This is a genomic window from Nonomuraea basaltis (assembly GCF_005893125.1).
Taxonomy (GTDB): domain Bacteria; phylum Actinomycetota; class Actinomycetes; order Streptosporangiales; family Streptosporangiaceae; genus Nonomuraea; species Nonomuraea basaltis.
In genome coordinates this window covers 1-24,014 of record NZ_VCJS01000193.1, presented here as the reverse complement: position 1 = coordinate 24,014, position 24,014 = coordinate 1, and the positions used below count along the sequence as shown (strand labels likewise).

Genomic DNA, 24,014 nt, shown 5'->3' with positions numbered 1-24,014 from the left:
GTCGGGGGCGTAGGGGCGTGGCCCGTTCTGTCCCACCGTCCTCGTGGTGTACGACTGCACCCCGACGAAGTCGTCGTCCCTGGACACCTCGAGGAACCGGTCCTCCCACGCCCACTTGACCTCCTTGAGCACCTCCTCGCAGCCGGGTCCGGCCTCGAACGCCTGGTTCGAGACCGTCCACCCCACCCGGGCATCGGTACGATCTCGCAGGATGCGGGCCGCGCGGCGGTGTGCGCGGGTGAGCACGTCGGAGACGTCGTCGGCGGGTGCGGGCAGGGCCAGCGCGGTGATCGCCCGATCGTCGAGCCGCCGGGTGTCCTCATTGGTGCCCGGCTGAGCGAACAGGTCGGAGATCACCGCGATCATGTTCGGTTCGTTGATGGTGCACACCCACGGCACGTCGTCGAGGATCGAGCTGACCTCGGTCACGTATCGGGCGAAGTACTCCACCGCGTCCGGGTCTTTCCAGCCGCCGGCGCGGGTGAACCACATGGGGTTGGTGAAGTGGTGGAGCGTGACGACCGGGGTGAGGCCGTGCTCGCGGGCGGTTTCGATCATCGTCCGGTAGTGCCGGAGCTGCGCACCCGAGATCTCGCCGGGTGCGGGTTCGATGCGCGCCCACTCGACGCTGAAGCGGTAGGCGTCCAGCCCGGCCTCGGCCAGGAGCCGCATGTCCTCGGGATATCTGCGGTAGCTGTCGACGGCGTCGCCGCTGCGTTCCTTGAGCGGAGAGCGCGGGTTGTTCTCCAGGTGCCACCAGTTGGAGTTGGTGTTGTTGCCTTCAGTCTGGTGGGCGGAGGAGGCGGCGCCCCACAGGAAGTCGTGCGGAAGTGTGAGGTCCATGGTCCTGTTCAGGGTCGTGAGCTGAGGGTCGTGGTGCCGGGCGGGAGCGGTTTCGGGGGCGCGCCGGGCAGGAGCGCGGTGGCCGACGCGCCTTCGGGCACGGTGACGGTGAGGGTGAGGTCGTCGTCGGTGCGGGTCCAGGCAGCCTCGATGACGCCCTGGACGGTGTGGAGGGTCGCCGAGGCGTGGGTCAGGCCGCCGCCGGGGACGGGGGCCACCACGAACTCGCGCCACCCGGCGGAGGCCGGGCTCTGCCGGAGACCGACGACGTGGCTGTAGAGGAAGCGCATCGCGGCGCCCTTGCTGTAGTGGTTGAGCGAGCCCAAGGCGACGTCGCCGTCGACGCCGTCCCAGTTCTCCCAGAACGTGGTGCCGCCCCGGTTCAGCATCTCCAGCCAGGACGGGACGCCGGTCTGGGTGAGCAGGGTGTAGGCGAGGTCGCCGTGCCCGGTGTCGGCGAGCACCGGCAGCAGCGATCCGGTGGACAGGAATCCCGTGGCGAGGTGGTCGCCGGCTTGTGCGATCAGCTCGGCCAGCCGGTCGGCGGCACGGGGCACGAAGTGGTCGGGGATCACCCCGAAGTCGATGGCGCGCACGTAGGACGCCTGCGTGTCCGAGGCGGTGCGTCCCCGGTGGCCGTCGAAGTACTCGGTGTGCCACGCCGCGCGCACCCGCTGCGCGACGGCCCGGTAGTGCGCGGCGTCGTCCTTGCGGCCGAGAACGTCGGCGATGTTCGCGAGCATGCTGGTCGAGCGGTAGAGATACGCGGTGCCGACCTCTCCTTGGTCGGCGGCCAGCAGCGCGCGGAAGGCCTCGGCGACGTCGACATCCGCCGATGAGCCGGTCTTGGGTTCGAGCCATTCGCCGAAGTGGAAGGAGCCGTCCCAGAGGTACTGCTCGTGCGGCGCCGGCGTCCCCGTGCGTGAGGGGTGGCGGCGCTCGCGGGCCGTGCGCAGGGCGAACTCGACCCAGGCGCGCATCGACGGCCAGCTGGTTTCGAAGATGTCGCGGTCGGCGTAGTGCCGGTAGAGCGTCCAGGGCAGCGCAACCGCCGCGTCGCCCCAGCCGGCCGAGCCGCCCCCCACCCGCGCGGGATGGTCGGAGTGCTTCATGCGGTTCGAGTCGGGCGAGTACATGGCCAGGCTGCCGTCGTCGTACTGGTCGTCCCGGACGGCCTGCAGCCACTTGCGGGCGAAGCCGTCGATGTCGAACAGGAGCGCGGCCGTGGGGGCGAACACCTGGAAGTCGCCGGTCCAGCCGAGCCGCTCGCGGGTGGGACAGTCGGTGGGCACGTCCACGGCGTTGCCGCGGAACGTCCACACCGCCGCCTCGTGCAGCCGGTTCAGCCGCTCGTCGCTGCAGGCGAACCAGCCGGTCCGGGGCAGGTCGCTGTGCACGACGATCGCGGTGACAGAGCCGGGGCCCAGGTTACGGCCGGGGTGCGTGATGCGGGCGTACCGGAACCCGTGCACTGTGTGGCGCGGCTCGAACACCTCCTCGCCGGTGCCGGCGATGACGCGGTCGATCTGGTGGCAGGGGATGTGCTCGCCCTGGGGCGTGTGCGTGTCGAGATGCGCGGTGGTGAGGTTCCCGGTGCCGTCGAGGTGCTCGCCGAACTCCAGGGTCGTCTCCGAGCCGGGTGGGCCGACGTCGGTGAGCCGCGCCCAGCCGGCGATGTTCTGCCCGAAGTCGACGATCGAGACGTCCGGGGCGATCGGCGTGACCGACATCGGGGCGAGCTCCTCGACGCGCCGCACCGGCGGCGCCGGCGACCGCGTCGGCACCGGCGGGCGGACGAGCCCGACCCGGACCGGCAGCGCGGCCGCCACCATCGCGGAGAAGTCGGTGGTCTGGCCGGTCATGAGATCGGCGCGGACGATGGGGGAGGGACAGCAGGTCCACGTCTCGTCCGTGGCGAAGACATATGACTTGCCGGAGACCGTCGAGTATTCGAGCTGGGCGAGGGCGGCGGTGATCGTGCCCCAGGCGTTCTGGCGCTGTTCGGAGCCGGTGCGGCCCCGGTACCAGCCGTCGGACAGGACGATGTCGATCCGGTTCTCCCCGCTCCTGAGCAGCGGCGTGACGTCGTAGGACTGCGCGTACAGTGTTTCGTCGTAGTTGGTGGAGCCGGGGGTGAGCTCTTCGTCCCCTACGCGCGCGCCGTTGACGAACACCTCGTAAAGGCCCAGCGCGGTCGCGTGCAGGCATGCGCTGGTCACGGCGCCGGGGACCGTCACGATGCCCGTCAGCACCTGCGCAGGGCGGTCGGCCGGCAGATCCTCGGGTTCGACGGGCGATATCCACGTTCCCATCCAAGGATCGGGAAGACGGCGGGTGAAGGGGTGCATGGTTCCTCGTGTCGTACGGTGGTTCTTCTCGATCGCGGGAAATCGGGTCGCGCTGGGTGAGATTCAGCGGACGCTCCGGACGTTTCTGACCAGAAGTCCGCCGATGATCGCTGCAACGGCCGCTGCCAGGTAGAGGAGGGGATAGCCGCCGAGCGCGGTGTGGGCGCCCAGCGCGATCACCGCAGGGGCGACAAATGGGCCGATCGAACGCGGCAGCTGGTCGGCGATGGTGATGATGGCCATGTACTTGGCCGCATGCTTGTCGCCGCCCGGCAGCACGGTCATCACCAGCGTGCCGTCGGTCGGGATGAACATTCCCCCGGCGAAGGTGACGATCGCGCTGCCGATGTAGAACATAGGGACGGAGGAGGAGAAAGCCACGATCACGGCACCCACTGCGATCAAGATGGCGCAGGTCAGGACAAGCCGCTTACGGCTGGGGATCTTGTCTGCGAGGATGGCGCCGACGAGAGATCCGGCCCCGACACCGACCAGCCCGAGGATGGCGTTGAGGGTGATGAGCGGAGGCAGTTGCTGCTCTGTGACGTGCAACTGGTCGGTCAGGAAGTAGATCATGAACGTCGTGGTGAAGGCGATGCCGAGCGTGATCACGAAGCGGCTGGCGAACACCCAGGAGAAGTCGGGGGACTCCTTCGGGTTGACCTTGTAGGCGGCCAGGAGAACGCGGAGGAGGGGTTCGCGCGGGACGTCTCGAGGGTCGAGGTGGCGATCACGAATGAGCAGCAGCGCGATCACCATGCAGACGGCCAGCATGACCGCGCCGCCGCCGAACAGGATCAGTTCGTCGTTCAGGAACATCGGACCGACAATGGCGGCGATCAGGCCCGCGCCGACGCCGATGAGCATGTTGATGCCGAGGACCCTTCCTCGGTAGTGGTCAGGGATCGAGTCCGGAGTGAGAGCGTGCACCGGCGAGGTGATGGACCCGCCGACGGCCATCATGATGACTCCCAGGAAGATCATCGGTATCGACGCAGCCATGCCGAGGACGAACAGACCGCCGATGATGCCGATGGATCCGGCCGCCAGCCAGGGCCGGCGCATCCCGAACCGTGACGTGGTGCGGTCGCTCAGCGCGCCGAAGAGCGGTGCGAACGCCATGCCCACGAACGCCTGGATTCCCAGCACGGCTCCCAGGACCGTGTCCTTGTTCTCGGGACTGATGCGGGCGATCATCACCGGAATCACCACCAGCGCCGGCATGACCGAGGAGATGCCGACGCCGAACGCGACGATCCAGATCGCCGCGACGTTGCGCTTGGGCACGCGCGCCGGCAGCTCAGGCTCGATCTCTGCGAGGCCACCGGCGCCTGCGACGGCGAGTCCCGCATCCGGCGGACTTGCCGCTGGGCGATCTGGCTCCATACCCGTCATCAGGCCCTCCTCGATGAATTTCTAGTTCCTCTTAGATGTTGACGGGACGGTAACACGCGCTCACCGCGATGGAACAGGTATTTCTCGTCGAACCGAGAATTTCGTGGTAAGGCGTGACTCTGGCAAACCCCCGTCGCCAGCCATCGGGCCGGCTCACGTGTCCTCTTGCGTTGTGGCGTGCTCGGAGCTAGGTTCCTCGACAAGCTTTTACGTATCAGTAACGCCTTGGCACTGGAACGGTGACTGGCTTGGGAAGCGGGATCTCGTGCCCAGGCCGCATACGCGACACGGGACGAAGAGGACAAGCATGAGACTGGTGCGTATGCTCGCAGCGCGGGCACTGAAGCTGCCCAAGGCGACGCACAAGCTGTTCATCGACCGCGACCTGCCCATGGTCACCTCGGACGGGGTGACGCTGCTCGCGCATCGCTACCATCACGGCAGCGCCGAGCCCGCACCGGTCGTCCTCCTGCGCTCCCCCTATGGCCGCGAAGGGCTGAAGGCGTTCGAGGCGCAGATGCTGGCCGAGCGCGGCTACCAAACGGTCGTGCAGAGCTGCCGCGGAACATTCGGCTCGAGTGGCGGCTTCGAGCCGTTCCGCAACGAGAAACGCGACGGCGCCGAGGCTGTGGCGTGGGTGAAGCAGCAGCCGTGGTGCGACGGGCGCGTCATGACGTACGGCGCGAGTTACGTCGGCATGACGCAGTGGGCGGCGCTCGGCGGTGGCGCGCAAGGCATCTCCGCCATGGCGGTCCAGGTCGCGAGCACCCGCCCCAGCGAGTCGGTGATCTACCCCGGCGGCGCGTTCGCGTTGGAGACCGCGGCCACCTGGATCGGCCACCTCGACCTCGACACGCGGCGAGTGCTGCTCCGTACGACGCTCGGCCGGCGCGGGCTGTCCGCGTTCCGGGCCAGGGTCGCCGCCGAGCCCGCGCTACGCGACACCGACGTGGTGGCGAGCGGTCGCACACTGCCGTACTACCAGGAGTGGCTCAAGCATCCGGACACGTCCGACGCCTGGTGGGAGCCCTCGGACTTCAGCCCCCGCATCTCGAACGCGCCGGAGCTGATCACCAGCCTGGGTGGCTGGTACGACTTCTTCCTCGCCGGCCAGATCGAGGATGTCGTCGAGCTGCAGCGGCGCGGGCTGCGTCCGCGGCTACGCGTCGGCCCGTGGAACCACGGCGGCGGCGTCCGCCACCGCCTCGCCGACGCCATGCGCGTGTTCCAGGCGGCTGCCGGAGACAACAACGCCAGTGCGCGACCCCAGGACGACGACCAGCCGGTCCAGCTGCAGCTGTGCCGCGACACGGAGTGGCTGGGCTTCGAGTCCTGGCCGCCCCCCTCGACGCCGCAGATCTGGCATCTGCGCGCCGGCGACGGCCTCACGGCCGATCCCCCAGGTGACGAGGCGCCCGACAGCTATACATACGATCCGCATCACCCGACCCCGAGCCTCGGCGGCACGCAGCTGGGCTCAGGCGCCGGCCCTAAGGACCAGGCAGAGCGGGAGAAGCGGGCGGACGTGCTGACCTTCACGTCCTCGCCGTTCACCACGACCACACGCCTCGCGGGCGACCTGAGCGCCACCATCCACATCCACACGAGCACCGCGCACTCCGACCTCTTCGTCCGGCTGTGCCACGTGGACAGGAAGAGCGTCTCAACGAACATCGCCGACGGCCTCGTTCGAATGAGTCCGGAGAACGGTCTCGGTGCCGCCGGAACAGTACGCGCCGTGAAGGTGCCCATGTTTCCGATCGGGCTGCTCGTGAAGGCGGGAGAGCGGCTGCGGGTGCAGATCTCCAGCTGCGCGCACCCTGCCTTCTCGCGCAACTGGGGCAGTGGTGAAGACCTCGCGACCGCGTGCGACGGCCCCAGGTGCGACGTCCGCATCCTGCACGACGCCGGGCACCGCTCGGCCATCACGCTCCCCGTGATCGCCTGACGCCCCCTTGCGCCCAACCTCTGCCGCATCAACGAGAAGGAGTTCAGCACATGGTCGTGGTCGCAGGATCCCTCACGCCCGGCTTCGCGGCCGTCGAGGAGGCGTTCGCACGCAGCGACATCGGTCGCGGCGGCGCGGCGTTCTCGGCGTACGTCGAAGGCGAGAAGGTCGTCGACCTCTGGGCCGGCGACGCCCGGCCCGGTGTCGCGTGGGGCAGGGACACCATGACGACGGCCATGTCGGCCACCAAGGGGTTCGCCGCGCTCTGCGCGCACATCCTGCATGACCGCGGCTTGCTCGACATCGATGCGCCCGTGGCACGCTACTGGCCCGAATACGCCCAGGCAGGCAAGGAGAAGACGCTCGTCCGCCACATCCTCAACCACACGTCGGGCATGTTGTGCTTCCAGGATCCGGGCGACCTGCTCGACTGGTCCGGGAACGGGTGGGACGACTACGACGAGATCGCCCGGCGCATCGCCGCATCACCACCCGCCTGGGAGCCCGGCACCCGAATCGGTTATCACGCCATCAGCATCGGGTGGCTGATCCAGGAGCTGGTCCGCCGGATCACCGGGACGACGGTCGGCTCCTTCTTCGCGCGCGAGGTCGCCGAGCCACTCAGGCTGTCGATCTTCATCGGGACTCCGGAGCCCGAGCAGGCCCGCCTAGCCGACCAGATCAGCGACCCGCCCGCCGAGTCCAGCCCGCTGCCCGAGCCCGTACTGGCCCTGTTCAAGCAGGTGAGTGCCGACCCTGCCTCGCACATGTCACAGGCCGGCATCCACATGCACGGCGGCACGATCAGCAGCCATAACGGCTTCTTCAACCTGCCGAAGGTCCGGGGACTGGAGGTCCCCGCGGCCAACGGCAGCGTCGACGCACGCAGCCTCGCCCGGATGTACGCGATGCTCGCGCAGGGCGGAGAGCTGGACGGCGTCAGGATCGTGACACCCGAGTCGATCAATGTGTTCGGCACGAAGAGCTTCAGTGGACCGAACGCGCTGTGGCCCGACAGCGGCCTGCCCGAATGGCTGACGCCTCCTGAGATGCGCTACGCCCTGGGTTACGAGGGCGATTTCGGACAGGCCCCGGCACCATGGCGGTTCGGGCCGACGCACGAGTCTTTCGGTCACCTCGGTGCGGGCGGACAGGTCGGCTTCGCCGACCCTGTCCGCCACGTCGCGATCGGCTTCGTGCGCAGCCACCTGGGCGCGGACTGGTCGGTGTCCAACTCCCTGGTCGAGGTCCTCTACACCTGCCTCTGACGACTGCCCCGCCCTGCGAAGAAAGGCCGCGCAGGGTGGCCGGCCCTCCAAAGCCGGTCAAGCGACACAGGCGACGGCCCCGGGGCGAGCTCGCGGACCCGCCGGGACTGGCGGACGGCGTTGCGGTCGGACCCGTTGGTGAGGTAGGCGAACGACAGGCCGGTGGCCGGGTCGGCCCACGCGATCTGACCGGCCGCACCGCCGTGGCCGAACGTTCCCGGCGATGCGGCGCCGGAGCCTGAGCGAAAGCGGGCGGTCTCCGGCGGCGCCGGGCGGGCCTCGGGGCCCTCACCTGGGAGATCGCCCGACCTCAGGAGGGTTCGCGCGTGCTGCGATCGCAGTACGCGCCCGCGCCGGCTACAGCGATCGCGGACGCACCAGCCCCGTCTCATATGCGATGATCACCAACTGTGCCCGGTCATGCGCACCGAGTTTGAGCATCGTCCGGTTGATGTGAGTCTTGGCCGTCGTCCTGCTGATGCCCAGCTCTCCGGCGATCTCATCGTTGGTCAGCCCCACCGCCACCATGACCATGACCTGCCGCTCGCGCTCGGTCAGCAGGCCCAGCTCGTCAGGCGTACGCTCCACTTTCGCGCCCGGCCCGGCCAGACACCGCGCGATCAGGCTCTTGGTGGCCGCACGCGACAACAGCGCCTCGCCACGGTGGATCACCCGGATCGCCTCCTGCAGTTCGGCGGCCTCCACGCCCTTGCCCAGGAACCCGCTGGCGCCGGCCCGCAGCGCCGCGAAGACATACTCGTCGATCTCGAAGGTGGTCAGCACGAGCACCTTCGCCTGCGACAGCGCGGTGTCACCGGTGATCTCCCTTGTGGCGGCCAGCCCGTCCATCCCCGGCATGCGGATGTCCATCAGCACGACGTCAGCCCCGGCCCGGCGCGCTTCGAGGACCGCCTGGCGGCCATCGCCGGCCTCCCCGACCACCCGCAGATCGGGGGCCGAATCGATCAGGGCGCGAAATCCTGCCCGGACCAGCGCCTGATCGTCGGCCAGCACCACTTTGATCGTCATCGTCCCGCCTCCCCGTCCGGCAGCACGGCCTGAACGCCGAAGCCTCCGTCGGGCAGAGGCCCGGCGGAGAACCGGCCGCCCAGCGACAGGGCCCGCTCCCGCATCCCGATGAGGCCGTGCCCACCGCCCGGCCCGGTGGCCTGCGCCCGGCCGCCGCCGGATCCGTCGTCGCGGATCTCCACGATCACTTCACCCTGTGCCCGTGCCAGGCGCACGCGCACCCTGGCTGCGGAAGCGTGCTTGCTGACGTTGGTGAGCGCCTCCTGCACGATGCGGAACGCCGCCAGCTCCACCGGGGCCGGCAGGGCCTCGTCCGCGTCCCGCGTGGGGGAAGCGGGAACGCCTTCCAGCCGCAGGTCCACCGGCATGCCGGCCGCCGTGAAGGAGGAGACGAGCTCGTGCAGGCGGTCCAGGCCGGGCGATGGCTCGGCGGGTAGCTCATCGGCGCTGCCCGGGCTGCGCAGGAGCCCCACCGTGGTGCGCAGTTCGCCCAAAACCTCGCGCCCGGCCCTGCGGACGTGCCCCAGCGCTGCGCGCGCCTTGCCCACGTCGCTGTCGAGCAGATGCTCGGCGACCTGCGCCTGCACGTTCATCAACGCGATGTGGTGCGCCAGCACGTCGTGCAGCTCCCGCGCGATCCGCAACCGCTCCTGCATGACGCGACGCTCCGCCTCCTCCTCGCGGGTCTCCTCCGCCCGCCGCGCCCGCTCCTCGATCGCGGCCACGTACGCCCGCCTGCTGCGGACCGCGTCACCGGCCGCCGTGACCATGCCCACCCAGGCGATCTGCGCCAGCGTCTCGGAGACCAGCATTGATTGCCCGAGGAACACCGTCCGAGCGCCGCCCAGTGCCGCGGCCGTCACCCCACCGATCAGCCACGCCTGCCGCCGCGGAACCCGCGTGACCAGGGTGTACAGGGCTACCAGGGGTGCGAGGTCGAGCGGGCCGCTCCCGCCGTCCCACGCGAACGCGATCACTTGCCCCACCGAGCTCACCACCAATGCCTCGCGTGGCGCCCGCCGGCGGACAATCATCGCAGCGGAGACCAGCACCAGCACGGCTCCCTGGCCTGCCATGAGCGCCGGCGAGCTCCCACCAGGCGGCGGAGTGGCCAGCGTGAGCACGAAGAAACCCATGATCATGGCACTGTCCAGGGCGATGGTCAGAGCCTTGCGCCACACGCCCGTGCCCTCCTGCACTTCCAGGCACATAGGCCAGAGCACGCCCTGCCCAGGTACACCTGGAACGCGCGCGCCGTTGAAGACGTGGCAGACACCCTCTTGTGCTCCGATCCGCTTGGGGTGAGTCGCATGGCTCAATCGAGACTGAGACGAATCAGTAACATGCTGTCCAAAATGCTGGCGCATGCTCAGCCGTAACCCATTGCCGCCGCGAACCGACAGAGGATCGCGTGCGAACCGCTGTGTGGCGAGCGCGGCTTCAAGCAGGACGGCGGAGAACCTGTTGAGCGCGGCGGATCACCGTCGCGTCTTGCTCATGAGGGTGTCGATCAGTCCCGCTGGAAGGTTGTCACCGAGCAGATTGACGACTTTCTGCATCGGCAGGGATCCGATCCCGCGCAGGATGTGTGGCTGCGCCGCATCCCGCACCAGGTCGGATTTCAGGTCGTCGACGAGGGTGGGGCCGACGATGGGATGCTCGAGCCATTCTTGGAAGGTCGAGTCCAGGGTCAGTTCGCGGACGACGACGTCGCCGTCAAGGTGGACGCTCACCTCGGCCTCGATCGTCTCGGAGTCGCGGCCGAGCTGCACCGAGTGCTCGCCCGGGGTGACGACCCAGTCGGACAGTTCGAGGTCCCAGTAGGCGAAGGCGCGCCGGTCGAGCGGGAGCTCGACGGAGACCTCCTGCCCTGCGGGCACGAAGACCTTGGTGAAGGCGCGGAGTTCGCGTCGCGGCCGTTGGACCGGCCCGGCGGGAGGCTCGCCGACGTACACCTGGACGACGTGGGAGCCGTCGCGCTCTCCGGTGTTGGCGACGGTCGTCCGCGCGACGGCGGTGTCGGCGCCAAGCACCTCGACGGAGAAGTCCTTCGTCTCGAAGGTGGTGTAGCTGAGCCCGTGGCCGAAGGGGTAGCGCACCGGCCGGTCGAGAGTGGTGTAACCGCGGTAGCCGACGAGCGTGCGCTCGCCGTAGAGCACGTGTCCCTGGCCGCCGGGGAAGGTGGCGTGGCTGGGGGTGTGGGCGAGCCGCCGCGGGATGGTCTCGGCGAGGCGGCCGGAGGGGTTGACGACGCCGTAGAGGAGATCGGCGAGCGCGCCGCCGCCGGCCTGCCCGAGCAGGAAGCCTTCGAGGATCGCGTCGACGTCGTCGTGCCACTCCTCGAGGGTGACGATGCCGCCGTTGGACAGCACGACCACGGTCTTGGGGGCGGCCGTGGCGACCGCCTTGATCAGGTCGATCTGCGCAGCGGGCAGTTCGAGCGTGGTCCGGTCGAATCCTTCGGACTCCTCGGCTTCGGGCAGTCCGGCGAAGATGACGGTCACTTCCGCGGCGGCGGCGCAGGCGACGGCGTCGGCGCGGAGCCGGTCGGGGTCGCCGTTGCCGTCGAGGGTGTAGCCGGGCCGGAAGTCCACATCGGTGACGGCGTCGAGGAAGCTCTCGGTGCGGGCGGCGTTCACACGGGAGCTGCCGCCACCCTGGAAGCGCGGGGTGCGGGCCAGCTCGCCGATGACCGCCACCCGGGTGGAGGGGGCGAGCGGCAGGACGCCGTCGTTCTTGAGCAGGACCGCGCACTGCGCGGCGAGCTCGCGGGCGAGCCGGTGGTGCGCGTCGAGGTCGATCTCCTCGGCTTTCTCCGCCCGCCAGGCGGCGAGCGCGAGGACCCTGCCGACCGCGCGGTCGAGTTCCGTCTCGTCCAGGTCTCCCGACCGGACGGCCTCGACGAGGCGGGCGGCGCTGCGCCCGCCGGTGCCCGGCATCTCCAGGTCCAGTCCGGCACGTACGGCGGCGACCGGGTCGTGGACGGCACCCCAATCGGAGACGACCGCCCCCGTGAAGCCCCACTCGCCGCGCAGCACGTCGGTCAGCAGCCACCGGTTCTGGGAGGCGTACACGCCGTTGATCCTGTTGTAGGCGCTCATCACGGTGGCGGGCTGCGCGTCCTTCACCACGCGTTCGAAGGCGGGCAGGTAGATCTCGCGCAGCGTCTGCTCGTCCACGTCCGCGCTGACGCGCATGCGGTCGGTTTCCTGGTTGTTGGCCGCGAAGTGCTTGACCGAGGCCCCGACCCCGGTCTTCTGCAGGGCGCGTACATAGGCCGCGCCCTGCACGCCGGACAGGAGCGGGTCCTCGGAGAAGTACTCGAAGTTGCGGCCGCACAGAGGGGATCGCTTGATGTTCACCCCCGGCCCCAGGACGATGTCGACGCCGAACGACCGGGCCTCGCGGCCGATGGCCTCGGCGACCCGCGCCGCGACCGCGGGATCCCAGCTCGACCCGAGGGCGACGGCGGGTGGGAAGCAGGTCGCGGGCCGGCTTGCCATCAGGGCCAGGTTGTCGGCGGGGGCGTCGTCCTGCACCCGTAGTCCGTGCGGGCCGTCGGAAACCGTCACCGATGCGATGCCGAGGTCGTCGATCGGGTGTGTCGTCCAGCTGTCTCTACCGGACAGAAGCATGGCTTTCTGTTCGACGGTCAGCTCGTCGCGAGCATCGTGAGGGCGGGTCATCAGGTTCCCTTCTGGTGAATCGCATCCGTGCCCGGTGCCGCCGGCAGGTCGTTGATGGCGGCGACGATCTCCAGGGCGATGGCCTCGGCCTGGGGCACCTGGCTGAAATGGGCTGGTGTGTCGTGCTTGATGCCCAAGTAGCGGATGGCCTTGACCGGCACACCGGCCTGGACGAGCTGCCCGGCGTAGTGCTCCGCCTGCGGGCGCAGGCTGTCCATCTCGGCCGTGATGACCAGGGCGCGGGGTAGCCCGGTCAGGTCTTCGGCCATCGCGGGGGACAGGTACGGGTTGTCGGTGCTCTCCCCGCCGCGGTAGGGGTCCAGCATGACCTTGAGGTTGCGGTCTCTCGCGGGATCGACGATACGGCCGGCGTGCTTCTTCATGGCATCGGCGACGTGGAAATCCGCTGGGCTCCAGGTGTAGCCGGGAGGCCGTGATGTCCCCATCATGACGACGGCGTTCATGAGGATCTGCAGCGCGATGATCGGCGTTCCTTCGGCCTTGGCTCTCAGGGCGGTGACCGCCGAGAGGTTGCCGCCGGCGCTGCCGCCGCCGATCGCGATCCGCACCGGGTCGATGCCGTACTCGTCGGCGTGGTCGTGAATGTGCCTGACGGCGGCGTAGGCCTCGTTGACCGCGTGCGGGAACTTGTGTTCCGGGCTCAGGGAGTAGTCCAGGTCGAACACCACGGCGTCGGCCTGCTCGGCGATGTACTTGAGGAAGCGGTCGTGCCCGGTGGGCTTGCCCGCGAAGAACCCGCCGCCATGCAGGTGGAGGAGGCATGGGCGGCGTGCCTGGCTCGTCGCCTTCTTCTCGTACCGCCACAGGGTATTGGTTTTCTTCCACAGCACCAGCTCCTGCCGGAAGACGAGCACCTCCTCGGTGGTCAGGTCGATCGCCGAGTCGGCGTCCGGGCTGAGCACGATCCCCTGGGCGGTGTCGCGGATCTGGATCAGGAGTTTCTCCGGCCGGAAGAGCATCGACCACAGGAACGTGAGGCCGGGCTTGGGTACGGGGGAAGGCAGCTTGCGCAGCTCTTCCTCGCGGCTGAGCAGCCAGGGGTCCAGATATCCGGGCCGGTCGTCGGGCGTCGCCTTCTTCAGCAGGATGTCGGCGCCGTTCACCTCGGCGTGCTCTTCTTCGTTCAGCAGCCGCCGCAGCGTGGCGTTGTCGTAAGCCCTGGTCATCCCTTGACCCATTGAGACATGTCCGCGTAGGTCTGTTCCAGCTGGGGGAGGGCCGGGCGGGCCAGGTGGCCGTGGTCGACGTCGGGCACGGTGGCCAGGACGACCTCTACCCCGGCGTCGCGCAACTGCTGGGCGAAGCGCTCTCCTGAGGCGCGGAGGCCGTCGTACTCATCGTTGATGATCATGGTAGGCGGTAGGTCGCTGAGATCGTCCGCGAGGCCCGGCATGGCGTACGGCGTTGCCTCACCGATCGGCGCGCCGAGGTAGTTCTCGATGATCGGTGTCAGCAGATGCGGGGCGAAGGCCGCGGCGGGGGGCAGGCGGTCCAGTTTCCCCTGCAGTTCCGGGGAGGCCGGGGGAAGCTCGGCATGCAGGCAGGGGTAGGCGAGCAGGAGCGCGGCCGGCATCGGCGATCCGTCGTCGCGCACGCGCAGCGCGGCTCCCGCGGCGAGATTGCCCCCGGCGCTCGCGCCGCCCAGGATGACCCGCTCAGGGGTGGCGCCCAGGTCCTTGGCATTGTCCACTGACCACAGGTACGCCGCCACCACGTCGTCCAGCGGGATCGGGTAGTGCACCCCGTCCTTGGCCAGCCGGTAGTCGACGGAGACCACTACGGCGTCGGCTCGGACGCAGGTCTCCCGCGCGGTCGCGTCGGCCTCCGGGCCGTCCAGGTCGCCCGCGGCCCAGGCGCCGCCATGGCACCACACGAACAGTGGCCGGCCGCTGGTGACCGTGTGCGGGGTGTAGACGCGAACGGTGCACGACCCCGTCTCATGATCAACCGTGACGTCGCGTACCTGAGCTGCGGGAGCGACATAGTCGGCTTCGCCTTCCCGCGGTGCGCGGAGTCGCGCTGCCAGGGCGGGGTCCGGTGTCCGTACGTCAAGATGACCGCCCCCCAGTTGCGCGTGCTCGAGGTACAGCGCCCGGAGGTGGTCCCAGTAGGGGTCTGCCACGTTGTTCTACCCTTTCCAAACAATCAGGTTCCGTCGGCGCTGCTGTTGCGTCACCCGCGCTAGCCAGGCCGCGCTCGGACACGGGGTCCAGGTAAAGGCGGGGGGGTTCATGCGCGCCGCACGTAGTCGTTCAGACCACGGAGCGCTGATGCGGCCTTCCCTCTCCACTCTCAATTTCTAAGTAGAGATAGATATTGAGGGGACGGTAACACATGATTCACCGCACCGGAAGCTGCCAACGGGTCAAGCTGTCGTTCGCCGTGGGTGCCGAACGCGGATGCCGGCACCTGCCGGTCACTTGATCTTCTTGACGGGCATGATGGCCGCGGCGGCCGCGAGCGCGGCCAGCAGCGAGATCACCCAGACCACGCCGTAGCCGCCGGTCAGGGCGACGAGCTGGCCGGCGATGACGGGGCCGATGGCCTGGCCGAAGCTGAAGCTCATGCTGCCCAGCCCGAGGTCGCGGCCCGCAGCCTGCTTGTCGGGCAGCACGTCGATCAGCAGGGCCCGGTCCACGGCCAGGTAGCAGCCGGCGGCCAGGCCGGCGATGACGTTCTGGACGAACAGGGACGCCAGCGTCGGCCACAGCAGTGGCACCAGCATGGAGACGGCGAACAGTCCCGAGGCGCCGATCACGAAGGGCTTGCGGCGGCCGATGCGGTCGGACAGCCGGCCGGTGACGAGCATCGCGATGAGGGTGCCAGGGATGACGGCCAGGGACATGGCCGGGATGAGCCGGGTGGCCTCGGCGGTGCTGAGGGCGGGCTGGATGTAGCTCTGCATCATGTAGAGGCTGAAGGCGTTGGAGGCGCCGTAGCTGAACATCATCGTCACCGAGGCGATCCAGACCCAGCGGAAGTCGGGCGAGCGCAGCGGGATGACGTACGACTTGAGCAGGGCCAGCCAGTTGGCCGCGGGGAGTTGCAGTTCGGTGGAGGAGCGGTCGCGGGCGACCAGCGCGAACAGCAGGCCGGTGACGGCTAGGGCCAGGGCGAAGGGGTAGTAGGCGTCCAGGCCCATGGCGCTGAAGAGGGTGCCGGCGGCGACGGCGCCGAGCAGCGCTCCGAACAGGGTTCCGATTCCGGACAGGGCGGAGACGGTGCCGAGCTTGTTGTGAGGGATGCGGTCGGGCACGGTGGTGCCCAGAGCGCCTTGGGCGGTGTTGATCGCGAGCTGGGCGAGGGCCCAGGTGGCGATCAGCAGGCCGATGCCGGCCGAGTACCGGGCGCCGATCACCAGGGCGGCGCCGAGCACGGCCCCGCCGGCGATCCACGGGGCGCGCCGGCCCCAGCGGGAACGGGTGCGGTCCGACAGCAGCCCGGCGATGGACTGGACGAACATGGTGGCGATGGAGCCGACGGCGGTGACGATCGACAGGCTGCTCGCCCGGGCCGCCTCGTAGGAGGCGAGCAGATCGAGCTGGTGCTGCTGCTGGGCGGTCGCCATGGCGGTGCCCGCCTCGATCTGAGCCTTGAGGTTGGTCAGTTGCTGCAAGTTCGCGGTGGCGTCCGGACCGACGAAGTAGTGGGCGAACTCGATGTCCTGGACCTGCAAGGGCAGGATGACGGCGCCGACGCCGCCGTAGACCGCCGTGATGCCCGCCATCGCCAGGATGTACAGGAGCAGGTAGCGGCGGAAGGGAGGCCCACCGAAGTAGGTCATCGACGTGCCGGGCACCGATGGTTCGGCGATGTGCGGCTGGACAGGTTGGGCCGTGGTCATGGCAGCGGCTCCCATGGGGGTGCGGAAGGTCAAAGAGCGCTTGCGAACGTGTGGGTGCCTCCGGTCACCGTGTGGCGGGTGCCGTCGGGCAGGACGATGTCCGCCTCGATGCCCTCCGGGACGTGGACCTCGACGTCGAAGCCCGCGTCCTGGCGGCGCCAGCCGCACTCGATGCGGCCGTGGGGGATGTCCAAGGTGGCGCGGGCCCAGTCAAGGCCTGGGCCGGGGGTGGGCTGCAGCAGGACGCGGGCGTAGCCGGGTTCGGCGGGGCGGATGCCGGCGACGGTCTTGTAGAGCCAGTCGACGACGGCGCCGAGGGCGTAGTGATTGAAGCTGGTCATCTCGCCCGCGTTGACGGTGCCGTCAGGCAGCAGGGAGTCCCAGCGTTCCCAGATCGTGGTGGCGTCCATGGTGACGGCGTAGAGCCAGGACGGGCACCGGTCCTGAAGCAGGAGCCGGTAGGCGTCGTCGATGTGGCCGGTCTCCGCCAGTGCCCAGGTGACGTAGGGGGTGCCGGCGAAGCCGGTGGCGACGCGGTAGTCGTCCTCCTTCACCAAGGCTGCGAGCCGGTCCCCGGCGGTCTGGCGCAGCTCGCCGTCCAGCAGCCCGAAGTGGATGGCCAGCGCGTAGACCGTCTGTGCGTCGGAGCGGATGGTGCCGTCGCCGTGCACGTAGTGCTTCAGGAAGGCCTCGCGGGTGCGGTCGGCCAGGTCCCGCCAGCGGCGGGCGTCCTGATCTTCGCCCAGGAGACGCGCCGCGTCGGCGGCGAAACAGGCGCTGCGATACAGGCAGGCCGTCGCGACCACTCCGGAGTCCGCCTTCGCCTGGTGGGGCCGGTCGGACGGTGCGGTCGGGTCGAGCCAGTCGCCGAACTGGAAACCGGTGTCCCACAGACCCGACGGGGAGAGCCGGGCTTCGGCTCCCTCCAGGTGCCGGACCATGGCGGGGTAGTGCTCGGCCAGCCGGTCGCGGTCGCCGTAGGCCTGCCACAGGCTCTCAGGCACCCAGACGGCGGCATCGCCCCAGATCGCGGTCGGCCCGAGCATGGGCTCGCTCTTCGCGCGGACCTCGGCAGGCGCGAGCTTGAGCACGTTGGGCACCACGAACGGGACATAGCCGGAATGCTCGGTCTCCACGGCGAGGTCGAGCAGCCAGCCGTGCAGCACGTCGACGCAGTCGAACTGGTAGCAGGCGGCCGGTGCGTAGACGGCGATGTCGCCGGTCCAGCCGAGGCGCTCGTCGCGTTGCGGGCAGTCGGTGGGCAGGTCCAGGAAATTGCCCTTCTGCCCCCAGACGGAGTTCTCCACCAGCCGGTTGACCAGCGGGTTCGAGCACTCGAACGTGCCGATGCGGCGCATGCCGGAGTGCACCACCACGGCCTCCACGTCGCCGGGATGCCCGGTGATCTCGGCGTAGCGGAAGCCGTGGAAGGTGAGCGTGGGCTCGAAGACGTCCTCCGGGCTGCCGGACAGCACGAAGGTGTCGGTGGCGCGGGCGCCGCGCAGCGGCCGGGTGGCCAGTTCCCCGTGTTCGAGGACTTCGGCGTGCCGGACGGTGATCTCCGTCCCGGCAGGGCCGGAGGCACGCAGCCGGATCCAGCCGACGAGGTTCTGCCCGAAGTCGACGAGGGTCTTCCCGCTGGGGGATGCCCAGATGCGGACCGGCCGTAGTGTCTCGTGCCGGGTGATGGCCGGTTTCGTCTGCGCCACCAGCGTGGAGCGGTCGACGTCGACGATGCGGACGGGCAACTGCTCGCCGGATGGCGGGCGGGCGTCGATGCGGGCTCCGTCGTACAGGCTGTTCTCGGTGACCTGCGAGCGGCGCGCGTTCCAGTGCGGCCCCGTCACCAGCACCTGGGCGGCGCCGTCGCGGTAGGTCACCTCCAGTTCGGCGATGAAGCCGATCACGGGGCCGTAGTCCAGGTTCAGGCCGGTGAAGCCGAGGCCGCCGCGCCACCAGCCGTTGCCGAGCAGCACCTCGACGTCGACGGTGTCGGCCACGAGGGGGGTGACGTCGTATTCCTGCACCTGCAGCCGCCACTCGTAGGAGCTCCAGCCGGGGGAGAGGACGGCGTTGCTCACGGGACGCCCGCCGATGCGCGCCTCGTACGCGCCGTGGGCCGTCGCCCGGAAGGTGGCCCGTACCACCTGTGACGATGGCTGGGCGAGCGCGAGCCGGGTGTTGAGCACGAGGGCGGTGCCGCGTTCCGCATCGGCGGTGATCATGAAGGCGTGGTCGAGCACGCTGGTGTTTCCTTTCGTTACGCGCTTTACGCCGCGTCGAGTACCGCTTTCAGCGCGGAGACGACCTGCGGGACGTTGCTCGCGGCCTGCATGCGGTTGGTGAGGTAGCCGAAGCCGACATGGTGGTCAGGATCGGCGAATCCGGCCTGGCCGCCCGCCCCGTCGTGGCCGAACGACGCGCTGGAGAGCCACGGCAGCGCCTCGGATGACAACTGCACGCCGGCGCCCCAGCGGTGGAACGGCCCGGGGTTGCCCGCGTCCATGAGACCGGGCCCGCTGCTGCGCTCGCGGGTGAGCAGGGCGATGCCGCGCTCGGACAGCACCCGCCGCCCCCGCGTGGGCGTCACCACCGATGACCAGGTCCGCGCAAGCGCGGACGCCGTCCCGAGGCCACCGCCACTGACCAGACCGGCCTTCTGCACCCGAGGATCGTTGAAGCCGCCGTCCTCGGTGACGAACCCCAGCGGGAAGGCGCCGCCGGTCGTGAGGAACCGCCTGCTCGCCTCGTCGGTCAGCAACTGCTCCAGCATGCGGCCCTGCGCCTCGTACGCCGGCGAGGAGGACAGGTGCGCGACCCGGGCGACCTCGGCGTCCGTCGCCTGCAACGTCACCTCTGCCGGCGAGAGCTCGCGGAACAGCTCGGGCAGCTCCCGCCCGGTCGCCCGCACCACCACCTCACGAACCAGCGGACCCCAGGTGACCGCGTGGTACATGTGGGTTTCGCCGGGCGTCCACCGGGGCTTCTGCGCGGCCAGGCGGGCCGCGAACCAGTGGCTGTCCAGCACCTCGTTCAGCCCGAGATCCGCGTCAGGTGAGATCAGGCCGGCGCGGTGCGCCAGCAGATCCCCGACGGTGAGCTCGTCCTTGCCGTGTACGCCGAACTCCGGCCAGTACCGCGCCACCGGCGCTTCCAGGTCGATCCGGCTCTGCTCGGCCAGGCAGCCGACGACCAGGGCCGCCAGCCCCTTCGTCGAGGAGAACAGCACGGCCATCGTCCGCTCGTCCCATGCCCGGCCGGTGCGGGCGTCGGCGGTGCCGAGCCACACGTTCACCACTTCGGCGCCGCGATGCCACACCGACAGCGCCGCACCACCCGACTCCGGCTCGGTCACCGTCTCGGCGAAGGCCGCCACCACCGGCTCGAACGGCGGCTCGAACGTCCCCCCGACCTCGCTCACTGGATGCCTTCCTGGCGCAGACGGGCGGCCATGCGGTCGAGGGTGGCGTGCGCGACGTCGAGGCCGACGAGATTGAGGTGTCCGTGCAGCACCCCCGGCGAGGTGACCTGCTCGACCTCCACATCGGCGGTACGGAGCTGCTCGGCGAAGCGTTCGCCGCTGCTGCGCAGCTGGTCGAACTCGTCGTTGTCGAGATAGGTGGGCGGGAAGCCGCGCAGGTCCTCGGCATGGCCTGGGAACGCGTACGGCGAGGCCGTCTCGACCGGGGCGCCGTCCAGGTAGATGGCGAACACCTGCGCCATGAGGTGGTCCGGGACGCTCAGCCCGGCGGGCAGCTTGGCCAGGGCGGCGGCCAGCTCGGCCGAGGGCTCGGGCAGCGGAGCGTGCACCAGCGGGTACAGCAGCAGCGCCTGCCAGGGCGTCTCACCTTCGTCGCGCAGCCGCAGGGACGCTCCGGCGGCCAGGTTGCCGCCGGCGCTGGCCCCTCCCAGGGCGACGCGGGCCGCATCGACGCCGAGTTCCGCGGCGTGCTCACGCACCCACCGGTAGGCGGTGACGACGTCGTCGACCGGAACGGGGAAGTGCACGTTCTCGTTGCACAGCCGGTACTCGACGGAGACGACGACCGCGTCCGCGCGCCCTCCGACGCCCCGGGAGGTTTCGTGCGCCTCGGGCATGTCCAGGTCGCCGCCGACCCAGGCGCCGCCGTGCAGCCACACCAGGCACGGCCGATCGGACGCGTCGCTCACGGGGCGGTAGATCCGCAGCCGGAGCGGCCCGCCCGGCCCCTCGATCTCGCGGTCCTCGATCTTCAGGTCCCACGTCTCGGGCGGGCCGAAAGGCGCGCCCAGCAGGTCGGACGCCTCCGCGCCTGTGAAGTGCTGGAGCCGGGCGGCGAGGTCCGGATGGAACTCGTGCTTGCTCATGAGGTTTCCTTCTGTGTAGCGGCGACGAGCGCGGTAACGGCTTCCCGGGTGAGCCCGAGGATGGGCCCGGTGAACTTGGCCAGCGGGGTCTGAGCGACGGCGGACAGCACCAGGGGATCGACGTCGTCGAGCTTGACGGCACCGGGATGCTCGGTGAGCCGCTCCCGCAGGAGCTTTCCGCCGACCGGATGGTCGAGCCATTCGCCGAGTGAGGACGTGCCGGTCAGCTCGTCGGCGATGCCGTCGCCCGGCGTGCGCTGCTCGGCCCGCAGCCGGATGTCCCGGGAGGAGGCGCCAACCTCGACCGTGAACGCGCCCGGGTCGATGCGCCAGCCGCCCCGCTTGGTGGAGTACCAGGCCAGGTCACGGCCGCTGAGCCGGAACTCCGCCCGCGCCGAGCCGCCGGGCTCCAGAGCCAGCTTGGCGAAGCCGCGCAGCTCGTGCCGGGGCCGGGTGGGGTGCGGCTCGTCGAAGGCGACGTAGAGCTGGACGACCTCCTCACCGTGGCGGGAGCCGGTGTTGGTGACGGCGACGCGGACCGTCCAGGCGTTCTCACCGGTCTCCTCCACCTCCAGGTCTGTGTAGGAGAAGGTCGTGTAGCTCAGCCCGTGCCCGAACGGGTAGGCCACCGGCAGGTCCAGGGTGTCGTAGTACCGGTAGCCGACGTAGCGGCCCTCACCGTGCACCGTGTGACCGTCCTGGCCGGGGAAGTGCAGGTAGGAGGGCACGTCCTGGAGCTGGAGCGGGATCGACTCGGTCAGCTTGCCCGACGGGCTGTGCGCACCGAAGATCAGGTCGGCCAGCGCGGTTCCGCCCGCCTGGCCGCCGAGCCAGGCCTCCAGGATCGCCTGCGCGTCGTCCCGCCAGTTGCTCACCGACACCACGCCTCCGTTGGCCAGCACGACCGCGACCCGGGGGCAGACGGCGGCCACCGAGCGCAGCAGATCCACCTGGCAGCGGGGCAGGGAGATGTCGGTGCGGTCCTGCCCCTCGGTCTCCGACTCCTCCGGAAGGCCGAGGAAGACCAGCACGACGTCCGCCTCGCCGGCGTGGGCCACGGCCTCTTCCACCAGGGCGGAGTCGGGCTCGCCGGTGACGGTGAAGCCGGGGGAGAAGGTCAGTTCCAGTTCAGGGCCGGCCGCCTGCCGAAGCGCGCCCCAGGCGTCGTCCAGCCGGGTGGGCGTCACGCGGGAGCTGCCGTGGCCCTGGTAGCGCGGGGTACGGGCGAACTCGCCGATGACCGCCACCTTGAGCCGCGCCATCGGGTCGATCGGCAGCAGGTCGTCGTCGTTCTTCAGCAGGACGGCGCCCGCCCGGGCCGCCTCGCGCGCCAGCTCGTGGTGGGCGTCCACGTCCCAGTCGTCGAAGCGCTCCGCGCGATCCACGCGCTCCTGCAACCGCAGCACCCGGGCGGCAGCCGTCGTGACGGCCGCCCGGTCCAGGCGGCCCTCCTTGACCGCCGCTGTGACCTGGTCATCGCTGCCGTCCGGCGGCATCTGCAGGTCGAGCCCGGCCGCCAGAGCCGTGGCCCGGTCGTTGACCGCGCCCCAGTCGGACATCACCAGGCCGTCGAAGCCCCATTCCTCGCGCAGCGCCTGCGTCAGCAGCCACCGGTTCTCGCACGCGTACACGCCGTTGACGCGGTTGTAGGCGGCCATCACGGTGTACGGCCGGGCCTCGCGCACGATGTGCTCGAAGGCGGGCAGGTACAGCTCGCGCAACGTGCGCTCGTCGACGTCCGCGCTGACGCGCATCCGGTCGGTCTCCTGGTTGTTGACGGCGAAGTGCTTGACGCAGGCGCCGATGCCCAGGGACTGGATGCCCTCCACCAGCGCGGCCCCCATGACGCCGCTGACGTGCGGATCCTCGGAGAAGTACTCGAAGTTGCGGCCGCACAGGGGGCTGCGCTTGATGTTGATCCCGGGGCCCAGGACCACGTCCACGCCGAGGGCCGAGGCCTCCCGCGCCACGGCTGCGCCGACGCGGCGGACCAGCGCGGGATCCCACGTCGAGCCCGACGTGACGGCGGGCGGGAAGCAGGTGGCGGGCACGCTGGCGGACAGCAGCGACCCGTCCTGCGGTCGCCTCAGCCCGTGCGGGCCGTCCGACAGGCGCAGCGCCCGGACGACGTCCCGGACGGCCTTGGTGGTCCATGCCGTGCCGCCCGAGGTGAGGCAGGCCTGCTCGGCGAGGGAGAGGTTCGCGAGCCGGTCAGAAGTCATGTCCATCCCTTTCGACGAGGTGCCGACCGTCACGCCCACTGCGCCGCCTGCGACTCGATGGCGGTGTGCCGCTCGGTGTCACCCAGCAGGTCGCGGTCGAACCCGTTGACGAGCAGGCAGAACGACAGGCCGGTGGCCGGGTCCGCCCAGGCGGACTGCCCGCCCGCCCCGCCGTGCCCGAACGCGCGCGGCGACACCCGGCCGCCGAACGGCCGCAGCGGCACCTCGATGCCGAGTGCGGGGATCTTCAGGGCCACGCCGTCGTCGGGTCCGGCGATGATCAGGCCGATGCTCCGGTTCGCGGCCGCTCCCATCCGGATCGGGTCCGGGAAGGTGTTGCGGATCTCGCCCGTGGCCGCCGCCAGGACGTCCGGCCGCCACAGCCCCGCCCTGTTGTGCAGCAGCTCCTGGTAGAACAGGGCCACGCTCGCCGCGTCGGAGAAGGCATTGGCGCCCGGCACACCTGCTGCCACCAGCTCGGGGTCGTTGGCGACGGCCAGCGCCCTCGCCGAGTCGGCGTCCAGGACGGCCTCGTCGACCGGCTGCCCGAACAGCGCCTCCAGCACCTCCATCGAGCGCTTCCCTGTCGCGGTGATCCGCTTGAGGTCCGCCTGCCGCTCCACCGGCACACCCAGCTCCAGCCGGTCCAGTCCCAGCGGGTCGAGGACCCGGGCACGAAGCGCCTGCCGGAAGTCCTGACCGGTCGCCTGGTGGACCAGCTCCGTCAGCACCCAGTGCGCCGAGGTGGCGTGGTATTCGTAGCGGCTCCCGGGCTGCCACTCCAACCGCCACGCCTCCATCTCGGCGGCTCGCTTCTCGCGGGAGGTGATGGCGTCACGGCTGATGGTGGCGGTCGGGAAGCCGCAGGTGTGCAGCAGTACCTGTTCGAGGGTGACCATGTCCTTGTCGTAGGCGCCGAACTCGGGCCACACCTCGGCCACCCGGGTCTCCAGGGCGATCAGGCCCTCACCGAGCAACTGCCACACCAGCGAGGCCACGACCGGCTTGGTGGCCGAGAACAGGCAGAACCGGTCGGAATCACGGGCGTCGCCGAACGACTCGA

17 protein-coding genes are annotated in these 24,014 nt (G+C 70.2%); 2 read left to right on the top strand and 15 right to left on the bottom strand.

The genetic code is table 11. From position 1 onward, the window contains the following. The 3 genes from EJK15_RS52300 to EJK15_RS52290 all read right to left on the bottom strand — a co-directional run. Nucleotides 1–843: family 1 glycosylhydrolase (locus EJK15_RS52300; RefSeq protein ID WP_138717939.1), on the bottom strand; the 843-nt coding region annotated here is incomplete at its 3' end. An 8-nt stretch (nt 844–851) separates the two neighbouring features. Continuing rightward, nucleotides 852–3,155 (bottom strand): alpha-L-rhamnosidase, encoded by a 2,304-nt coding sequence (locus EJK15_RS52295; RefSeq protein WP_171075042.1) that lies wholly within the window; start codon nt 3,153–3,155, stop codon nt 852–854. 99 nt (nt 3,156–3,254) lie between these two features. Continuing rightward, a complete protein-coding gene (locus EJK15_RS52290; protein ID WP_138717937.1) occupies nt 3,255–4,586 on the bottom strand; it encodes an MFS transporter in 1,332 nt (443 codons plus the stop codon). Nucleotides 4,587–4,893: 307 nt separating this feature from the next. Here EJK15_RS52290 and EJK15_RS52285 point away from each other — a divergent pair, with 307 nt between their 5' ends. Continuing rightward, complete coding sequence (locus tag EJK15_RS52285) at nt 4,894–6,534, top strand: CocE/NonD family hydrolase (protein WP_138717936.1); 1,641 nt, start codon at nt 4,894–4,896, stop codon at nt 6,532–6,534. Between the two features lie 50 nt (nt 6,535–6,584). Next, nucleotides 6,585–7,802: a serine hydrolase domain-containing protein gene (locus tag EJK15_RS52280; RefSeq protein ID WP_138717935.1), complete on the top strand. Its 1,218-nt coding sequence runs from the start codon at nt 6,585–6,587 to the stop codon at nt 7,800–7,802. Here EJK15_RS52280 and EJK15_RS78030 read toward each other — a convergent pair. The 12 genes from EJK15_RS78030 to EJK15_RS52220 form a co-directional block, all read right to left on the bottom strand. Further along, entirely contained in the window at nt 7,787–8,194 is a 408-nt protein-coding gene (locus EJK15_RS78030; protein WP_206061642.1) for a serine hydrolase, read from the bottom strand. The two genes, EJK15_RS52280 and EJK15_RS78030, sit on opposite strands and share 16 nt — an antisense overlap. Beyond that, complete coding sequence (locus EJK15_RS52270) at nt 8,160–8,831, bottom strand: response regulator transcription factor (protein WP_138717934.1); 672 nt, start codon at nt 8,829–8,831, stop codon at nt 8,160–8,162. Before EJK15_RS52270 ends, EJK15_RS78030 begins: the two co-directional genes overlap by 35 nt. Beyond that, nucleotides 8,828–10,042, bottom strand: coding sequence for a sensor histidine kinase (locus tag EJK15_RS52265; RefSeq protein WP_171075041.1), 1,215 nt, complete (start codon nt 10,040–10,042; stop codon nt 8,828–8,830). Before EJK15_RS52265 ends, EJK15_RS52270 begins: the two co-directional genes overlap by 4 nt. A 267-nt stretch (nt 10,043–10,309) precedes the next feature. Next, nucleotides 10,310–12,517: a glycoside hydrolase family 3 C-terminal domain-containing protein gene (locus EJK15_RS52260; protein WP_138717932.1), complete on the bottom strand. Its 2,208-nt coding sequence runs from the start codon at nt 12,515–12,517 to the stop codon at nt 10,310–10,312. Then, entirely contained in the window at nt 12,517–13,704 is a 1,188-nt protein-coding gene (locus tag EJK15_RS52255; RefSeq protein WP_171075040.1) for an alpha/beta hydrolase, read from the bottom strand. The genes EJK15_RS52260 and EJK15_RS52255 overlap by 1 nt, the downstream gene beginning before the upstream one ends. Next, nucleotides 13,701–14,660, bottom strand: a complete 960-nt coding sequence (locus EJK15_RS52250; RefSeq protein WP_138717930.1) for an alpha/beta hydrolase — start codon at nt 14,658–14,660, stop codon at nt 13,701–13,703. The genes EJK15_RS52255 and EJK15_RS52250 overlap by 4 nt, the downstream gene beginning before the upstream one ends. Nucleotides 14,661–14,954: 294 nt before the next feature. Further along, nucleotides 14,955–16,382 (bottom strand): MFS transporter, encoded by a 1,428-nt coding sequence (locus EJK15_RS52245; protein WP_171075039.1) that lies wholly within the window; start codon nt 16,380–16,382, stop codon nt 14,955–14,957. Between the two features lie 29 nt (nt 16,383–16,411). Then, nucleotides 16,412–18,625, bottom strand: a complete 2,214-nt coding sequence (locus EJK15_RS52240; RefSeq protein WP_240777762.1) for a family 78 glycoside hydrolase catalytic domain — start codon at nt 18,623–18,625, stop codon at nt 16,412–16,414. A gap of 26 nt (nt 18,626–18,651) precedes the next feature. Then, the gene (locus EJK15_RS52235) at nt 18,652–19,803 is read right to left on the bottom strand and encodes a serine hydrolase domain-containing protein (protein ID WP_138717928.1); all 1,152 of its coding nucleotides are present in this window, start codon (nt 19,801–19,803) and stop codon (nt 18,652–18,654) included. Then, entirely contained in the window at nt 19,800–20,729 is a 930-nt protein-coding gene (locus tag EJK15_RS52230) for an alpha/beta hydrolase (protein ID WP_138717927.1), read from the bottom strand. The genes EJK15_RS52235 and EJK15_RS52230 overlap by 4 nt, the downstream gene beginning before the upstream one ends. Beyond that, the gene (locus EJK15_RS52225; RefSeq protein ID WP_138717926.1) at nt 20,726–22,951 is read right to left on the bottom strand and encodes a glycoside hydrolase family 3 C-terminal domain-containing protein; all 2,226 of its coding nucleotides are present in this window, start codon (nt 22,949–22,951) and stop codon (nt 20,726–20,728) included. Before EJK15_RS52225 ends, EJK15_RS52230 begins: the two co-directional genes overlap by 4 nt. Before the next feature lie 29 nt (nt 22,952–22,980). Beyond that, nucleotides 22,981–24,014: serine hydrolase domain-containing protein (locus EJK15_RS52220; protein WP_138717925.1), on the bottom strand; the 1,034-nt coding region annotated here is incomplete at its 5' end.